This is a genomic window from Streptomyces sp. NPDC032198 (genome assembly GCF_040636975.1).
Lineage (GTDB): Bacteria > Actinomycetota > Actinomycetes > Streptomycetales > Streptomycetaceae > Streptomyces.
Genome location: NZ_JBEZVL010000002.1, coordinates 495245 through 511059, shown reverse-complemented (window position 1 = coordinate 511059; position 15815 = coordinate 495245). Strand labels below are relative to the sequence as shown.

General features: G+C 69.9%; 13 protein-coding genes. 7 read left to right on the top strand and 6 right to left on the bottom strand.

Annotation, left to right across the window (positions count from 1 at the left end; all coding sequences use genetic code 11):
- Nucleotides 1-3 precede the first annotated feature (3 nt).
- Nucleotides 4-1284, bottom strand: a complete 1281-nt coding sequence (locus AB0E78_RS07505; RefSeq protein ID WP_361829282.1) for a hypothetical protein — start codon at nt 1282-1284, stop codon at nt 4-6.
- A gap of 400 nt (nt 1285-1684) precedes the next feature.
- On the opposite strand from AB0E78_RS07505, the gene AB0E78_RS07500 reads away from it, so the two are divergent.
- From AB0E78_RS07500 to AB0E78_RS07475, 6 genes are all read left to right on the top strand, one after another.
- Nucleotides 1685-4048: a SulP family inorganic anion transporter gene (locus AB0E78_RS07500; protein ID WP_361829280.1), complete on the top strand. Its 2364-nt coding sequence runs from the start codon at nt 1685-1687 to the stop codon at nt 4046-4048.
- Nucleotides 4049-4097: 49 nt separating this feature from the next.
- Nucleotides 4098-6101 (top strand): acetate--CoA ligase, encoded by a 2004-nt coding sequence (gene acs, locus AB0E78_RS07495; protein WP_361829278.1) that lies wholly within the window; start codon nt 4098-4100, stop codon nt 6099-6101.
- A gap of 237 nt (nt 6102-6338) precedes the next feature.
- A complete protein-coding gene (nhaA, locus tag AB0E78_RS07490; protein WP_361829276.1) occupies nt 6339-7748 on the top strand; it encodes a Na+/H+ antiporter NhaA in 1410 nt (469 codons plus the stop codon).
- Nucleotides 7749-7846: 98 nt separating this feature from the next.
- Nucleotides 7847-8353: a phage holin family protein gene (locus tag AB0E78_RS07485; protein ID WP_361829274.1), complete on the top strand. Its 507-nt coding sequence runs from the start codon at nt 7847-7849 to the stop codon at nt 8351-8353.
- Nucleotides 8350-9297, top strand: a complete 948-nt coding sequence (locus AB0E78_RS07480) for an alpha/beta hydrolase (protein ID WP_361829272.1) — start codon at nt 8350-8352, stop codon at nt 9295-9297. The genes AB0E78_RS07485 and AB0E78_RS07480 overlap by 4 nt, the downstream gene beginning before the upstream one ends.
- Nucleotides 9298-9462: 165 nt before the next feature.
- On the top strand, nt 9463-9651 hold the full coding sequence (locus AB0E78_RS07475; protein WP_361829270.1) for a hypothetical protein: 189 nt from the start codon (nt 9463-9465) through the stop codon (nt 9649-9651).
- An 82-nt stretch (nt 9652-9733) separates the two neighbouring features.
- Here the strand turns inward: AB0E78_RS07475 and AB0E78_RS07470 are convergent, their stop codons facing one another.
- The 3 genes from AB0E78_RS07470 to nth form a co-directional block, all read right to left on the bottom strand.
- Entirely contained in the window at nt 9734-10936 is a 1203-nt protein-coding gene (locus tag AB0E78_RS07470; RefSeq protein ID WP_361829268.1) for a MarP family serine protease, read from the bottom strand.
- Between the two features lie 49 nt (nt 10937-10985).
- Nucleotides 10986-11768, bottom strand: a complete 783-nt coding sequence (locus tag AB0E78_RS07465; RefSeq protein ID WP_361829544.1) for a CoA pyrophosphatase — start codon at nt 11766-11768, stop codon at nt 10986-10988.
- Nucleotides 11769-11874: 106 nt separating this feature from the next.
- Complete coding sequence (nth, locus tag AB0E78_RS07460; RefSeq protein ID WP_361829266.1) at nt 11875-12822, bottom strand: endonuclease III; 948 nt, start codon at nt 12820-12822, stop codon at nt 11875-11877.
- A 310-nt stretch (nt 12823-13132) separates the two neighbouring features.
- On the opposite strand from nth, the gene AB0E78_RS07455 reads away from it, so the two are divergent.
- Nucleotides 13133-13807, top strand: coding sequence for a Crp/Fnr family transcriptional regulator (locus tag AB0E78_RS07455; RefSeq protein WP_016642758.1), 675 nt, complete (start codon nt 13133-13135; stop codon nt 13805-13807).
- Between the two features lie 103 nt (nt 13808-13910).
- Here the strand turns inward: AB0E78_RS07455 and AB0E78_RS07450 are convergent, their stop codons facing one another.
- Nucleotides 13911-14741, bottom strand: a complete 831-nt coding sequence (locus AB0E78_RS07450) for an MBL fold metallo-hydrolase (RefSeq protein WP_361829264.1) — start codon at nt 14739-14741, stop codon at nt 13911-13913.
- A 151-nt stretch (nt 14742-14892) separates the two neighbouring features.
- Nucleotides 14893-15759, bottom strand: coding sequence for an NUDIX hydrolase (locus tag AB0E78_RS07445; RefSeq protein WP_361829262.1), 867 nt, complete (start codon nt 15757-15759; stop codon nt 14893-14895).
- Nucleotides 15760-15815 lie beyond the last annotated feature (56 nt).

Here is a 15815-nt window from a genome sequence, read left to right as displayed (position 1 = left end):
CGACTACGGCTTGGCTGCCGGGGCTCCCGGTACGCCCTTCGGGGCCGGGGCGGGCTGGGCGGAGAGGAAGGACGCCCAGCCCTCCTTCGGTGCCTTGCCCACCGGGAGCTTGGTGAGGCGTTCCACGGTCTGCGGGTCCTGGGCGTCGAGCCAGTCGGCGAGCTGGCGGAAGGACACACAGCGCACGTCGCGCTTGGTGCAGACCGACTCGATCGTCTCCTCGATGGCGCGCATGTACGTGCCGCCGTTCCAGGACTCGAAGTGGTTGCCGATGATCAGCGGGGCACGGTTGCCCTTGTAGGCGCGGTCGAAGCCCTGGAGCAGGCCGTCGCGCATCTGGTCACCCCAGTACTCGTGCTTGTCGGGGTCGCCCTGCGACGTCGTGCCCGACTGGTTCACCATGAAGTTGTAGTCCATGGTCAGCGTCTCGAACTTCCGCCCGGGCACGGGGACCAGCTGCATCGACAGGTCCCAGAGGCCCTCCTTCTTCTTGGGCCAGATCTGGTTGTTCACGCCGCTGGTGTCGTAGCGGAAGCCCAGGTCGCGGGCCGCCCGCATGAAGTTCTTCTGGCCTTCGAGGCAGGGCGTGCGGGCGCCGATGAGTTCCTTGTCGTAGTCGAAGGGCAGCGGCTGCGCCTTCTTCGTGCCCGTGTTCGTCTTCCAGCCCTTCACGAAGGACTTGGCCTGGTTGATCTCGCTCTTCCAGTCGGCGACCGACCACTGGCCCACGCCGCCGCTGGTGCCGCAGAAGTGGCCGTTGAAGTGGGTGCCGACCTCGTTGCCCTCGAGCCAGGCGCCGCGGAGCTGGTCCACGGTGTCCTTGATTCCCTTGCGGTCGTTGAAGCCGATGTCCGAGCTGCCGGACAGGTGCTGCGGCGGGTCGTAGAGCTTCCGCTTCGACTCGGGGAGCATGTACACGCCGCTGAGGAAGTACGTCATCGTGGCGTTGTTCCGCTTGGCCACCTTGCGGAAGTGCGAGAACAGCTTCTGGCTGTCCTCGCCCGCGCCGTCCCAGGAGAAGACCACGAACTGGGGCGGCTTCTGGCCGGGTCTCAGACGGGCGGGCTCGGGCAGGTGCGGCTGCCGGCCGGTGAAGGCGGTGGAGCCGTCACCGATCAAGCGGACCGCGCTCTTGGGGGCCTGGGCGGGGGCTGCCTTCTTGGCGCCCGGTGCGCCCGGCTTGGCGCCGGTGTCGCCGTTCGAGCAACCTGCCAGTGCGGCGGCGCAGGCCACGAGGGCGGTGATGCCCGCGGCGATCCGGTGGATCCTCTGGGTGGCGGCCATCTTCCGCCCACCTTCTTCCTTCAGTCGGCTTCGAATCGGGGCACTCCCCGCAGGCGCGCTGCGGGGAGCCCACGAGGGCACGCTTCAGGTGTCATCACCGGGGACGATTGGGCAGCATTTACCCGGAAATGACCCACAGCGCCGCCAACGTCGCATGGAGACTCCAGGCAGACGTTCCGACAAGCCGATGAATAGCTTTATTCACCCTTCAGGGTGATCTAGTGCCCCATTTGCGCCACTTGTCTATCCGAGACCTTTACTCTCCATTACGATTCATTTACCGAGAGTTGAGATATCCCGCCGCTGCAACGCCGTGACCCACGGCCGCGACCCGCCCTCCGGAGACCTCCGGAGGACCCCTAGTCCCGCGACCGCGCTGCCCCGGAGGAGACGGGAAACCATGTCTGCCTGCGTCCCCACCCATGCCACCGACTCGGCCCACGCCTCACGCGACCACGAGCCTCACGGGCCGCCGCCCGGCAAGTTCCGCAAGATCCGCAAGTTCCGTATCGCGGGCGCCGACGTGTCCGCGTCGATCGCCGTCTTCCTGATCGCCCTGCCCCTGTCCCTCGGCATCGCGCTCGCCACCGGAGCACCGCTCCAGGCAGGCCTCGTCGCCGCCGCCGTAGGTGGTCTGGTCGCCGGATGGGTCGGCGGATCGCCGCTGCAGGTCAGTGGACCCGCCGCAGGGCTCACGGTCGTCACCGCCGACCTCATCCACCAGTACGGCTGGCGGACCACCTGCGCCATCACCGTCCTCGCCGGAATCGCCCAACTGGGCCTCGGCTGCCTGCGCGTGGCCCGCTCGGCGCTGGCCGTCAGCCCCGCCGTCGTGCACGGCATGCTGGCCGGCATCGGTGTCACCATCGCCGTCGCACAGCTGCACATCGTGCTCGGCGGGACCCCGCAGAGCGCCGTGCTCGACAACCTCCGTGCACTGCCCGCCCAGTTGGCGAAGCTGCAACCGTCCGCGCTGTCCATCAGCGTGCTGACCCTCGCGGTGCTGCTGCTCTGGCCCCGGATTCCGGGCCGTGCGGGCAGAGCCCTGCGTGTCGTACCGGCCCCCCTGATCTCCGTCGCCGCCGCGACGACCGTCGCCGCGGTCGCCGGGCTGAGCGTGGCCAAGGTCGACCTGCCGTCGTGGAGCAGTCACGCCCTGGCAGGCCTGCCCCGAGGGCCCGTGCTCGGGCTCGTCGCCGCCGTCCTCACCGTCACGCTGGTCTGCAGCGTGCAGTCACTGCTCGGCGCCGTCGCCGTGGACAAGCTCGTCTCCGGGCGGCGCGATCCGCGGGCCGGCGGCATCCGCTCCGACCTCAACCGCGAACTGCTCGGCCAGGGCGCCGCCAACGCCGTGTCCGGAGCGCTCGGCGGGCTCCCGGTCGCCGGGGTCGCGGTGCGCAGCGTGGCCAATGTGCGGGCCGGTGCCGTCAGCCGGAACTCCACGATGCTGCACGGCGTTTGGGTAGTAGTGGCCGCCGCCTTGATGGTCCCCCTGCTGGAGCTGATCCCGCTCGCCGCACTCGCCGCCCTGGTGATGGCGGTCGGCATCCAGATGGTGAACCTGAACCACATCCGCACCATCACCCGCCACCGCGAGATCCTCGTGTACACCGTCACGATCCTCGGCGTGATCTGCTTCGGGGTGCTCGAAGGCGTGATGCTCGGCGTCGCCGTGGCCGTGGCCGTCGCACTGCACCGCCTCGCCCGCACCCGGATCACCCACACCGAGGAGGACGGGATCCACCACGTCCGCGTCCGCGGGCAGCTGACCTTCCTCGCCGTGCCGCGCCTCAGCAGGGCGCTGCATCTCGTGCCCCACGGCGCGTCCACCATCGTCGAGTTGGACGGATCGTTCATGGACCACGCGGCGTACGAAGCGCTGCAGTGCTGGCAGGACGCGCACACCGCGCAAGGCGGCACCGTCGAGGTGACCGGGCGCGCCGGGACGCGGATCGCCGAGCCCGCCAGCGCGTCGCACTCCTGCTGCCGGCCCTGGACGGCCTGGCGCAACCACCACTGCGACCGGCCCCAGGAAGCCCACCAGGGCGCGGGACGGCCCAGCGGGTATCAACTGGCAAGCGGCATCAGCGCGTTCCAGCGGAACACGGCGCCGCACGTGCGAGGGGAGCTGGCCCGGCTCGCGCGCGAGGGACAGCAGCCCTCACAGCTCTTCCTGACCTGCGCCGACTCCCGGCTCGTCACATCGATGATCACGTCGAGCGGCCCCGGCGACCTCTTCGTCGTCCGCAACGTCGGCAACCTGGTGCCGCTGCCTGGCGCAGAGAGCGGCGACGACTCGGTGGCCGCGGCGATCGAGTACGCGGTGGACGTACTGAAGGTGCGGTCCATCACCGTGTGCGGGCACTCCGGATGCGGGGCGATGCAGGCGCTGCTCACCACCCCGCCCGGGGGCACCCAGACGCCCCTGAAGCGGTGGCTGCGGCACGGCATGCCGAGCCTTGAGCGCATGGCGGCCCACGAGGACGAGGGCTGGGCGCGGCTCGCGGGGCGGGCACCCGCCGACGCCGTCGAGCAGCTCTGTCTGACCAATGTGGTCCAGCAGCGGGAGCACCTGCGCGGGCACGAGGCCGTGGCCCGGCGCATGGCCGAGGGCTCCCTCGAACTGCACGGCATGTACTTCCACGTCGGCGAGGCGCAGGCCTATCTCCTGACGGAGAGTCCGGACGACGTATTCGACCAGGTGACGCCGTCACCGCAGCAGGGAACACCCCGCGAGGAGCCGCCCACCCGAGTAAAGGTCTAAACCAATTTTCGGCAGCCTCTTGTCACCAGGGGTTCGGGTCTGATGAGCTGTGGCTTTGGACACAACGGACACCCTGGGAATGGGAGATGTCGTGAGCAACGAAAGCCTGGCCAACCTTCTTAAAGAAGAGCGAAGGTTCGCGCCACCGGCCGACCTGGCGGCCCACGCCAACGTCACCGCGGAGGCGTACGAACAGGCCAAGGCTGACCGACTCGGCTTCTGGGCCGAGCAGGCCCGCCGGCTGACCTGGGCCACTGAACCGACCGAGACGCTCGACTGGTCGAACCCGCCGTTCGCGAAGTGGTTCGCCGACGGGAAGCTCAACGTCGCGTACAACTGCGTGGACCGTCATGTGGAGGCCGGGAACGGCGACCGGGTGGCGATCCACTTCGAGGGTGAGCCCGGCGACAGCCGGGCCATCACCTATGCCGAGCTCAAGGACGAGGTGAGCCGGGCCGCCAACGCGCTGACCGAGCTCGGCGTCCGGCAGGGCGACCGCGTCGCCATCTATCTGCCGATGATCCCCGAGGCCGTCGTGTCGATGCTGGCCTGTGCCCGCATCGGCGCCGCCCACTCCGTGGTCTTCGGCGGCTTCTCCGCCGACGCCATCGCCAAGCGCGTGGCGGACGCCGACGCCAAGGTCGTCATCACCTCCGATGGCGGCTACCGCAGGGGCAAGCCCGCCGCCCTGAAGCCCGCGGTCGACGACGCCGTGTCGCGCGAGGGGAGCTCCGTCGAGCACGTCCTCGTCGTGCGCCGCACCGGCCAGGACGTGGCGTGGACCGAGGGCCGCGACGTGTGGTGGCACGAGCTCACCGAGCGCCAGTCCGCCGAGCACGCCCCCGAGGCCTTCGACGCCGAGAACCCGCTCTTCATCCTCTACACGTCGGGTACGACGGGTAAGCCGAAGGGCATCCTGCACAGCTCCGGCGGCTATCTGACGCAGGCCGCGTACACCCACCACGCCGTCTTCGACCTCAAGCCGGAGACCGACGTCTACTGGTGCACGGCCGACATCGGCTGGGTCACCGGGCACTCGTACATCACGTACGGCCCGCTGGCGAACGGCGCGACGCAGGTCATGTACGAGGGCACGCCCGACACCCCGCACCAGGGGCGCTTCTGGGAGATCGTCCAGAAGTACGGCGTGACGATCCTCTACACGGCGCCGACGGCGATCCGGACGTTCATGAAGTGGGGCGACGACATCCCCGCGAAGTTCGACCTGTCCAGCCTGCGGGTCCTGGGGTCGGTCGGTGAGCCGATCAACCCCGAGGCCTGGATGTGGTACCGGAAGAACATCGGCGCCGACACGTGCCCCATCGTGGACACCTGGTGGCAGACCGAGACCGGCGCGATGATGATCTCGCCGCTGCCGGGCGTGACCGAGACCAAGCCGGGAAGCGCCCAGCGCGCGCTGCCGGGCATCTCCGCGACCGTCGTCGACGACGAGGCGCGCGAAGTGCCGGACGGCGGTGGCGGCTACCTCGTCCTGACCGAGCCGTGGCCCTCGATGCTGCGGACCATCTGGGGCGACGACCAGCGGTTCATCGACACCTACTGGTCGCGCTTCGAGGGCAAGTACTTCGCCGGTGACGGTGCCAAGAAGGACGACGACGGCGACATCTGGCTCCTCGGCCGCGTGGACGACGTGATGCTCGTGTCCGGGCACAACATCTCCACCACCGAGGTCGAGTCGGCGCTCGTCTCGCACCCGTCGGTCGCCGAGGCGGCGGTCGTGGGCGCGGCGGACGAGACCACCGGGCAGGCCATCGTCGCGTTCGTGATCCTGCGGGGCACGGCGAACGCCGACGACGAGGGCCTCGTGGCGGACCTGCGCAACCACGTGGGCACGACGCTGGGGCCGATCGCCAAGCCGAAGCGGGTCCTTCCGGTGGCCGAGCTGCCGAAGACGCGGTCCGGGAAGATCATGCGGCGCCTCCTTCGCGACGTCGCCGAGAACCGCGAGCTGGGTGACGTCACCACGCTCACGGACTCCTCCGTGATGGACCTGATCCAGACCAAGCTGCCGGCCGCGCCGAGCGAGGACTGATCCACCGGGGCACCTCGTGCCCCATGCGCCGAAGGGCCGTCCGGCATCGCGCCGGATGGCCCTTTTGCGCATAAGGTGACGATCACCGGATGGGCTCGCGCACCCCAGGGACACGTTAGGTACGCTAAGGACCGCGTCAACAACGCGACAAGAAGTCACGACACGAAGTATCTGGGTGCGCCGGGAAGTCTGGTCGGCAAGTGTTTTGTCCTGCCTACCGACCGGAGGTCGACCCCCGTGGCCGCGCCCGCACCCAGCAACGCACCCCAGAACAACCGCAAGGTTCTCGGACGGCTCTCGCTGCCCGAGCGGAACTTCGTCGCGAACGCGCTGCGTGCCGAGACCGTCGGTGGTGTCCTCCTCCTCGTCGCCGCCGTCACCGCACTGATCTGGGCGAACACCGCCGGCGGTTCGTACGCGTCCGTGAGCGGTTTCCATCTGGGACCCGGCGCCCTCGGCCTCGACCTCTCCATCCAGCACTGGGCGGCCGACGGACTGCTCGCCGTCTTCTTCTTCGTCGCCGGTATCGAACTCAAGCGTGAGCTGGTCGCGGGCGATCTGAGCGACCCCAAGGCCGCCGCGCTGCCCGTCGTCGCCGCGCTCTGCGGCATGGCCGTACCCGCGCTCGTGTACTTCACGGTCAACACGGTCGGCGGCGGATCCATGGACGGCTGGGCGGTGCCGACCGCCACCGACATCGCCTTCGCGCTCGCCGTCCTCGCGGTCATCGGCACCTCGCTGCCGTCCGCCCTGCGCGCCTTCCTGCTCACCCTCGCCGTCGTCGACGACCTCTTCGCGATCCTGATCATCGCGGTGTTCTTCACCAGCGACCTCAACTTCGCGGCGCTCGGCGGCGCCGTCATCGGCCTCGCGGTCTTCTGGCTGCTGCTCCGCAAGAACGTACGCGGCTGGTACGTCTACGTTCCGCTGGCCCTGGTCATCTGGGGGCTGATGTACAACAGCGGCATCCACGCCACGATCGCCGGTGTCGCGATGGGCCTGATGCTCCGCTGCATCCGCCGCGAGGGCGAGGAGCACTCCCCGGGCGAGCACATCGAACACCTTGTGCGCCCCCTCTCCGCAGGACTCGCCGTACCGCTGTTCGCGCTGTTCAGCGCCGGTGTCGTGGTGTCGGGCGGCGCCCTGGGGGACGTCTTCACCAGGCCGGAGACGCTCGGTGTCGTCCTCGGGCTCGTGGTCGGCAAGGCGGTCGGCATCTTCGGCGGCACCTGGCTCGCGGCACGGTTCACCAAGGCCGAACTCAACGAAGAACTCGCCTGGCCGGATGTGTTCGCGGTCGCCTCGCTGGCCGGCATCGGCTTCACCGTCTCGCTCCTGATCGGTGAACTCGCCTTCACCGAGGACCCGCTGCTCACCGGTGAGATCAAGGCAGCCGTCCTGATGGGCTCTCTCATCGCGGCCGTGCTGTCCGGGATCCTGCTCAAGGTGCGCAACGCCCGCTACCGCGCGCTGTACGACGCCGAGGAGCGCGACGACGACCTCGACGGCATCCCGGACGTGTACGAACAGGACAAGCCGGAGTACCACCTGCGGATGGCCGCGATCTACGAGAAGAAAGCCGCCGAGCACCGCAGGCTTGCCGAAGTGTCGGCCGGGGCACGCGCCGATGACGAGGGTCCGGCATGATCTGAGCAGACTTGACTGCGCAGACTGAGCTGAGCGGTCGTACCGGAACAGACGTATGTGAGCAGGCTTACGCAGGCTTACGGAGAAGGGGAGAAGCGATGAGCGCACCCGACGGGCCCGTCGGCACCGAACGCAGCCTCGGCCAGCTGGTCTCCACGGCGACCAGCGAGATGTCCGCGCTGGTGCACGACGAGATCGCGCTGGCCAAGGCCCAGCTGCGGCAGGACGTCAAGCGGGGTGCGGTCGGCGGCGCCGCGTTCGCCGCGGCGGGGACGGTGCTGATCTTCTCGCTGCCGATGCTGAGCTTCGCCCTGGCGTACGGCATCCGCACCTGGAGCGGATGGAACATGGCGATCTGCTTCGTGCTCTCCTTCGCGGCGAACGTGCTGGTCGCCGGGTTGCTCGCACTGATCGGCGTCGTCTTCGCGAAGAAGGCCAAGAAGGGCAAGGGGCCGCAGAAGGCCGCCGCGTCGGCCAAGGAGACGGCTGCCGTACTGCAGAACGTCAAGCCGCACCCGCGTCCGGTGGGCCCCGCGCCCGCCGTGGGAGCCACCCTCGACCGTGTCGGTGACAAGGCTTCGGCTGTGGCACGCTCGTCTTCATGACGGACCCTGCCACGCCCGCCCCCCATCCGGCCCAACCGACGTCACTCGTACGCATCGAAGGACCGTGGACCCACCGGGACGTCGCCGCCAACGGCGCCCGTTTCCACATCGCCGAGATGGGCGACGGGCCGCTCGTGCTGCTCCTGCACGGCTTTCCGCAGTTCTGGTGGACGTGGCGGCATCAGATGGTGGCGCTGGCCGACGCGGGCTTCCGTGCGGTCGCGATGGACCTGCGGGGCGTGGGCGGCAGCGACCGTACGCCCCGCGGTTACGACCCGGCGAACCTCGCGCTCGACATCACGGGCGTCGTGCGGTCGCTCGGCGAGCCGGATGCCGCGCTCGTCGGGCACGACCTGGGCGGGTACCTCGCGTGGACGGCGGCCGTGATGCGGCCCAAGCTGGTGCGCCGCCTCGCGGTCTCCTCGATGCCGCACCCGCGGCGCTGGCGCTCGGCGATGCTGTCGGACCGCAAGCAGACCTCCGCGGCCTCGTACGTGTGGGGCTTCCAGCGGCCGTGGGTTCCGGAGCGTCAACTCGTCGCCGATGACGCCGCTCTGGTGGGGCGTCTGGTGCGGGACTGGTCGGGCCCGCGGCTTCCGGACGACGAGTCGGTGGACACGTACCGCCGTGCCATGACGATCCCGTCGACGGCGCACTGCTCCGTCGAGCCGTACCGCTGGATGGTGCGGTCGATGGCCCGGCCTGACGGCATCCAGTTCAACCGGCGCATGAAGCGCCCCGTACGGGTTCCCACGCTGCATCTGCACGGCTCGCTGGACCCCGTGATGCGCACGCGCAGCGCGGCCGGCTCGGGCGAGTACGTCGAAGCGCCTTACCGGTGGCGGCTGTTCGACGGTCTGGGGCACTTCCCGCAGGAGGAGGACCCTGTTGCTTTCTCCACCGAGCTGGTGAACTGGCTGAAGGATCCCGAGCCGGATCGGTAGGCCGGACCGGAAGGCCGTGTGAGGCCCTGAACGAGGCCGTCAACGAAGCCCTGAACGAGGGTCAGGGGAACACCTGTCCTTCGAACGGCCAATTGCCTCCCGCATAGGCCAATTGGGGCCCGTGGGCGCGATTACCGACCTTGAGGCACGGGCACACGTCCGGGTATGGGCTGGACGCACGACTACAGTGACGTAGCACGCAATCGCCGCTCGGCCACAGCGCTGAACAGCCGTGAGAGGGGCGGTCCGCATGACCCGGGCCATACGGGCCCTGCTCAGGGCATCGGCATTCCCCACATCCTGCGCCGCAGGGCCCGCTGGGTCTCGGCGCGGCTGAGGCATACGCGCGACTGAACCAATGGCGTACGCGCGACTCGGCTGAGGCGTACGCGCGATCGATCCGCCTGCTCCGACCGCTCCCCCGACTGCGCGCCGACTAGAGCGCGCAGCCCTCGCTGTCGACCTCTTGGTTGGCGGTGCGGCCTGCCTCGATGTCCTTGCGGATCTCGTCGGCGGTGAGGGCGTAGCCGGTGTCCGGGTCGTCGAGCGACTTCGCGAACACCACGCCGTAGACCTTGCCTTCGGGCGTGAGCAGCGGGCCGCCGGAGTTGCCCTGGCGGACGGTCGCGTAGAGCGAGTACACGTCTCGGCGCACGGTGCCCCGGTGGTAGATGTCCGGGCCGTTGGCCGTGATGCGCCCCCGCACGCGCGCGGGGCGGACGTCGTAGGGGCCGTTCTCCGGGAAGCCCGCCACGATCGCGTTGTCACCGCTGGCCGCGTCCTTCGACGTGAACTGCAGCGCGGGCGCCTGGAGGGTCGGCACGTCCAGTACGGCGATGTCGCGCTCCCAGTCGTAGAGCACGACCTTCGCGTCGTACGTCCTGCCGTCCCCGCCTATCTGCACCGTCGGCTCGTCCACGCCGCCGACCACGTGCGCGTTCGTCATCACACGGCGGTCGGAGAAGACGAAACCGGTGCCTTCGAGGACCTTGCCGCAGCCGCGCGCCTCGCCCTGCACCTTCACGATGGAGCGCTTGGCCTTCGTGGCGACCGCGCTCTTGGCGAGCTTGGGGTCGGGGGCCTGGACCTCGGTGATGGGCTCGTTCGAGAACGGGCTGAAGACCTGCGGGAAGCCGTTGCGCGCAAGGACGGTCGAGAAGTCCGCGAACCAGGTGTCCGCCTGGTTCGGCAGCGTGCGCGAGACGCCGAGCAGGATCTTGGAGTTGCGTACTTCCTTGCCGACCGTCGGCAGCGTCGTGCCCGCGAGGGCGGAGCCGATCAGCCAGGCGACGAGAAGCATCGCCAGTACGTTGACGAGCGCGCCGCCCGTGGCGTCCAGGGCGCGGGCGGGCTGCCAAGTGATGTACCGGCGGAGCTTGTTGCCCAAGTGCGTGGTGAAGGCCTGGCCGATGGAGGCACAGACGATCACGATGACCACGGCGACGACGGCCGCTGTCGTGCTCACCGCTCCCTCGTCGTCCGTGAGGGCGCCCCAGATGACGGGCAGCAGGTACACCGCGACGAGTCCGCCGCCCAGAAAACCGATCACCGACAGGATGCCGACGACGAATCCCTGGCGATAACCGACGACCGCGAACCATACGGCGGCGACCACCAAAAGGATGTCCAGCACGTTCACCGATTCAATCCTCGCCTCGCATCGCGGTCGCCACGTCCCCGCAACCTTGTCATGCGCGCCAGTCGAGCGGCACCTGCTTGGTGCGGTCCCAGGGGCGCTCCCAGCCTGCGAAGTGCAGGATCCTGTCGATCACTCCGGCCGTAAAACCCCAGACCAGAGCGGACTCGACGAGGAACGCCGGGCCTTGGTGGCCGCTCGGGTGAATCGTCGTCGCGCGGTTCGCCGGATCCGTGAGATCGGACACGGGGACCGTGAAGACGCGGGCCGTCTCGGCCGGATCGACGACGCCGACGGGGGTCGGCCTGCGCCACCAGCCGAGCACCGGGGTCACCACGAAGTCGCTCACCGGGATGAAGAGCTTGGGCAGCACGCCGAAGATCTGGACGCCCCGGGGGTCGAGCCCGGTCTCCTCCTCGGCCTCGCGCAGGGCGGCGCGCAGCGGGCCGTCCGTCAGCGGGTCGCCGTCCTCGGGGTCGAGTGAGCCGCCGGGGAAGGAGGGCTGTCCCGCGTGCGAACGGAGGTTTCCCGAACGCTCCATCAGAAGCAGCTCGGGGCCGCGTGCACCCTCTCCGAAGAGAATGAGCACGGCGGACTGGCGTCCCGCGCCGCTCTCCGGGGGCAAGAAGCGGCTGAGCTGGGTCGGCAGGACCGTCTCGGCCGCGCGTGCGACCGGATCCAGCCAGGCGGGGAGCCCTTCGACACTGAGGCGCACGTGCCCGTTGGGGCTCCCTGTGCCGTTGGGGCTGTCGGTGCCGTTGGGGCCCGTGCCGTGGGGGCTGTCTGGGTCGCCGGGCCGCTCCTGGAAGCCGTTCCCATCGCTCATGTCGCTCATGTACGTATCGCTCGTGTCGGTTGTCTCGCTCGTGTCGCTCGCGTGCGTCATCGGCACCCCCGTCCAACTGTGGACAACGCCTGTGGACCCTCGGTTGGTTCCTCGCTCATGCGGCACCCAGCGGGGGCGCCGCCTTCCCCGGATAGTCCGGCGGGGGCTTCAGACGCTGGCCCGGCAGGCCGCCCATCTCGTACTTCAGGAGCTTCTTCGCCTTCTCCGGGTCGGTCTCGCCCTCCCCGTACGACGGGCAGAGGTCGGCGATCGGGCAGGCGCCGCAGGCGGGCTTGCGGGAGTGGCAGATCCGGCGGCCATGGAAGATCACGCGGTGCGAGAGCATCGTCCACTCGCTCTTCGGGAAGAGGTCGGCGATGGCGGCCTCGACCTTCACGGGGTCGGTCTCCTCGGTCCACTTCCAGCGCCGGACGAGCCGCCCGAAGTGGGTGTCCACGGTGATACCGGGGACCCCGAAGGCGTTCCCGAGCACGACGAACGCGGTCTTGCGTCCCACACCGGGCAGCTTGACCAGGTCCTCTATGCGGCCGGGGACCTCGCCGCCGTGGTTGTCCCTGAGAGCCGTGGCGAGCCCCATGATCGACTTCGTCTTCGCCCGGAAGAACCCGGTCGGCCGGATCAACTCCTCGACCTCTTCGGGGTTCGCGGCGGCGAGGTCCTCCGGGGTCGGATACGCGGCGAAGAGGCGCGGGGTCGTCTGATTCACCCGCAGGTCGGTGGTCTGCGCGGAGAGAACCGTGGCGACGAGCAGCTCGAAGGGGTTCTCGAAGTCCAACTCGGGGTGCGCGTACGAGTACACCTCGGCGAGCTCACGGTTGATGCGACGGGCCCGGCGGACGAGGGCGGTGTGGGACTCGGGGGCGGCCTTCTTGGCTGGGGCGGCCTTCTTCGCTGCGGTGGCCTTCTTCGCTGCCGTGGCCTTCTTGGGCGCGGTGGCCTTCTTCGCCGGGGCGGTCTTCTTCGCAGCCGCGGCGGCCTTTTTGGCCGGGGTGGATTTCGCCGCGCCGGCGGTGGCTGGTTTTTGCTCCGAAGGCTTGCTCACCGGTGGCACCCTTGTCCCTTTTGTCGCATTCTCTGGCTCAGTGGAAGTATGTTCGCCCACAGCGGAATCCGGGTTGGCTGTCGCCTTCCCAGCCCTCCTGGCCTGTGCTCTCACCGGCTTTTTGGACACCCGGCCAGCCTAGAGCCCGACACTGACATCCGCCCTGGACCCCATGGATCGGCCCCCAATTGGCCCCCTCCCGCACAGCATGCGACGCCAGTGCGGCAGACTTGTGACTGATCACACTGTTTGGACGGTCCGGCAAAATGGGGACCCGGTCCCCTGATGCAGGTCGACAAGGAGAGAACTCGTGGACGACGTTCTGCGGCGCGCCCCGCTCTTCGCGGCGCTCGATGACGAGCAGGCCGCGGAGCTCCGCGCCTCCATGAGTGAGGTGACGCTCGCGCGCGGGGATGCGCTTTTCCATGAGGGCGACCCCGGAGACCGCCTTTATGTGGTCACCGAGGGCAAGGTGAAGCTTCACCGCACCTCACCCGACGGGCGCGAGAACATGCTCGCGGTGCTCGGCCCCGGAGAGCTCATCGGTGAGCTCTCGCTGTTCGACCCGGGTCCCCGTACGGCCACCGCCTCCGCGCTCACCGAGGTCAAGCTGCTCGGCCTGGGCCACGGCGACCTCCAGCCGTGGCTGAACGCGCGGCCCGAGGTGGCCGCGGCGCTGCTGCGTGCCGTTGCCCGGCGCCTGCGCAAGACGAACGACCAGATGTCCGACCTGGTCTTCTCCGACGTGCCCGGGCGTGTGGCCCGCGCCCTTCTGGACCTGTCGCGCCGCTTCGGCGTGCAGTCCGAAGAGGGCATCCACGTCGTGCACGACCTCACGCAGGAGGAGCTGGCCCAGTTGGTCGGCGCGTCCCGCGAGACGGTCAACAAGGCTCTGGCGGACTTCGCCGGACGCGGCTGGCTCCGGCTGGAGGCGCGTGCGGTGATCCTGCTGGACGTCGAGCGACTGGCCAAGCGGTCACGCTGACACGGTCACGCTGACACGGTCTCGCTGACGCTGTTTCTTACGTGGATGGGGTCCCGCCTCTCGGAGGCGGGACCCCATCCGTGCTTCCCCAGGTGAGTTACGGCTAGATCAAGCCGTGTTCCCGCAAGTAGTCCAGTTGCGCCCTTACCGACAGTTCCGCCGCCGGCCACAAGGAGCGGTCCACGTCCGCGTAGACGTGGGCGACCACGTCCGACGGGGCCGCGTGGCCGTTCTCCACGGCCGTCTCGACCTGGGCCAGACGGTTCGCGCGGTGGGCGAGGTAGAACTCGACGACGCCCTGGGCGTCCTCCAGGACCGGACCGTGGCCCGGCAGGACCGTGTGCACGCCGTCGTCGACCGTCAGGGACCGCAGGCGCCGCAGGGAGTCCAGATAGTCCCCCAGGCGGCCGTCAGGGTGCGCCACGACCGTCGTACCGCGTCCCAGGACGGTGTCGCCCGTCAGGACCGCCTCATCGGCCGGGAGATGGAAGCAGAGGGAGTCCGCGGTGTGGCCCGGCGTCGGGACCACGCGGAGCTCCAGGCCGCCCGTGGTGATCACGTCACCCGCGCCCAGGCCCTCGTCGCCGAGGCGCAGCGCGGGGTCGAGGGCCCGCACCTTGGTGCCGGTCAGCTCGGCGAAGCGCGCGGCGCCCTCCGCGTGGTCCGGGTGGCCGTGGGTGAGGAGGGTGAGCGCGACCCGCTGCCCGGCCTTCTCGGCCGTGGCGATGACGTGCCGGAGGTGCGCGTCGTCCAGGGGGCCCGGGTCGACGACGACCGCGAGCCCTGAGCCCGGCTCGGACACGATCCACGTGTTGGTCCCATCCAGCGTCATCGCGGACGCGTTGGGGGCCAGGACGTTGACCGCGCGGGCGGTGGCGGGACCGCTGAGGACTCCGCCCCGGGGCTGGCCGGGAAGGGCGGCGGCTTCGGTCATGCGGGGAGGACTCCCGTCCGGTTCGTGGCAGGTGTCGTCTGCGGGGCAGGTGTCGACTTCGGGGCAGGTGCCGCCTTCGCGACAGGTGGCGTCTTCGTTGTCGGCATGCCCCTCGGGGCAGGCGTGGCCTTCGTGGCAGGCGTGGCCGTGCTCATGCGGGACCCCCCGTAGGGATGTGCTTGGTGAATTCGGCGTGGCCCGGCCAGCTCAGCACCAACTCGCCGCCCTCGAAGCGCGCCTGGGCGAGCACCGGGGTGAGGTCGCGCTCCGGGGCGGCGGCCAGGGCGTCCGCGGCCGATCCGTAGGGACTCAGCTGGCGCAGGGTCGCGATGGTGGGCGGCATCATCAGGAGGTCGCCCTTGTCGTACCCCGCGGTGGCCTCCCCCGGAGCGATCCACACCGTGCGGTCGGCCTCTGTGGAGGCGTTGCGGGTGCGCTGCCCCTCCGGGAGGGCCGCCACGAAGAAGAACGTGTCGTAGCGCTTCGGTTCGAACTCCGGGGTGATCCAGCGCGCCCAGGCGGCCAGCAGGTCACTGCGGAGGACCAGGTCCCGGCGGTCGAGGAACTCCGCGAAGGAGACGTCGCGGGCCACCAGCGCCTCGCGGTCCGCCTCCCAGTCGTCCCCCGTGGTGTCGCCCACCACGCTCGACGGAGTCGGCCCGGCGAGCAGCACACCCGCCTCCTCGAACGTCTCGCGGACGGCGGCGCACACGATGGCCTGCGCGCCCGGCTCGTCCACCCCGAGGCGCTGCGCCCACGTCGCGAGGGACGGGCCCGCCCAGCGGACGAGGTGGTCGTCGTCGCGCGGGTCCACGCCGCCGCCCGGATACGCGTACGCGCCTCCGGCGAAAGCCATGGAGGCGCGTCGGCGCAGCATGTGTACGGCGGGGCCCGCCACGGAGTCCCGCAGGAGCATGACCGTGGCCGCCCGGCGCGGAGTCGCCGGCGTCAGTTCGCCGCTGCTCAGCGCACGGATACGGTCGGGCCACTCCGGGGGGTACCACTGCCCATTAGCCATGGGCGGAGGCTATCCCCTAGTGGGCTGATGTTCGAGAGGCAACTATCGGGTGCCAG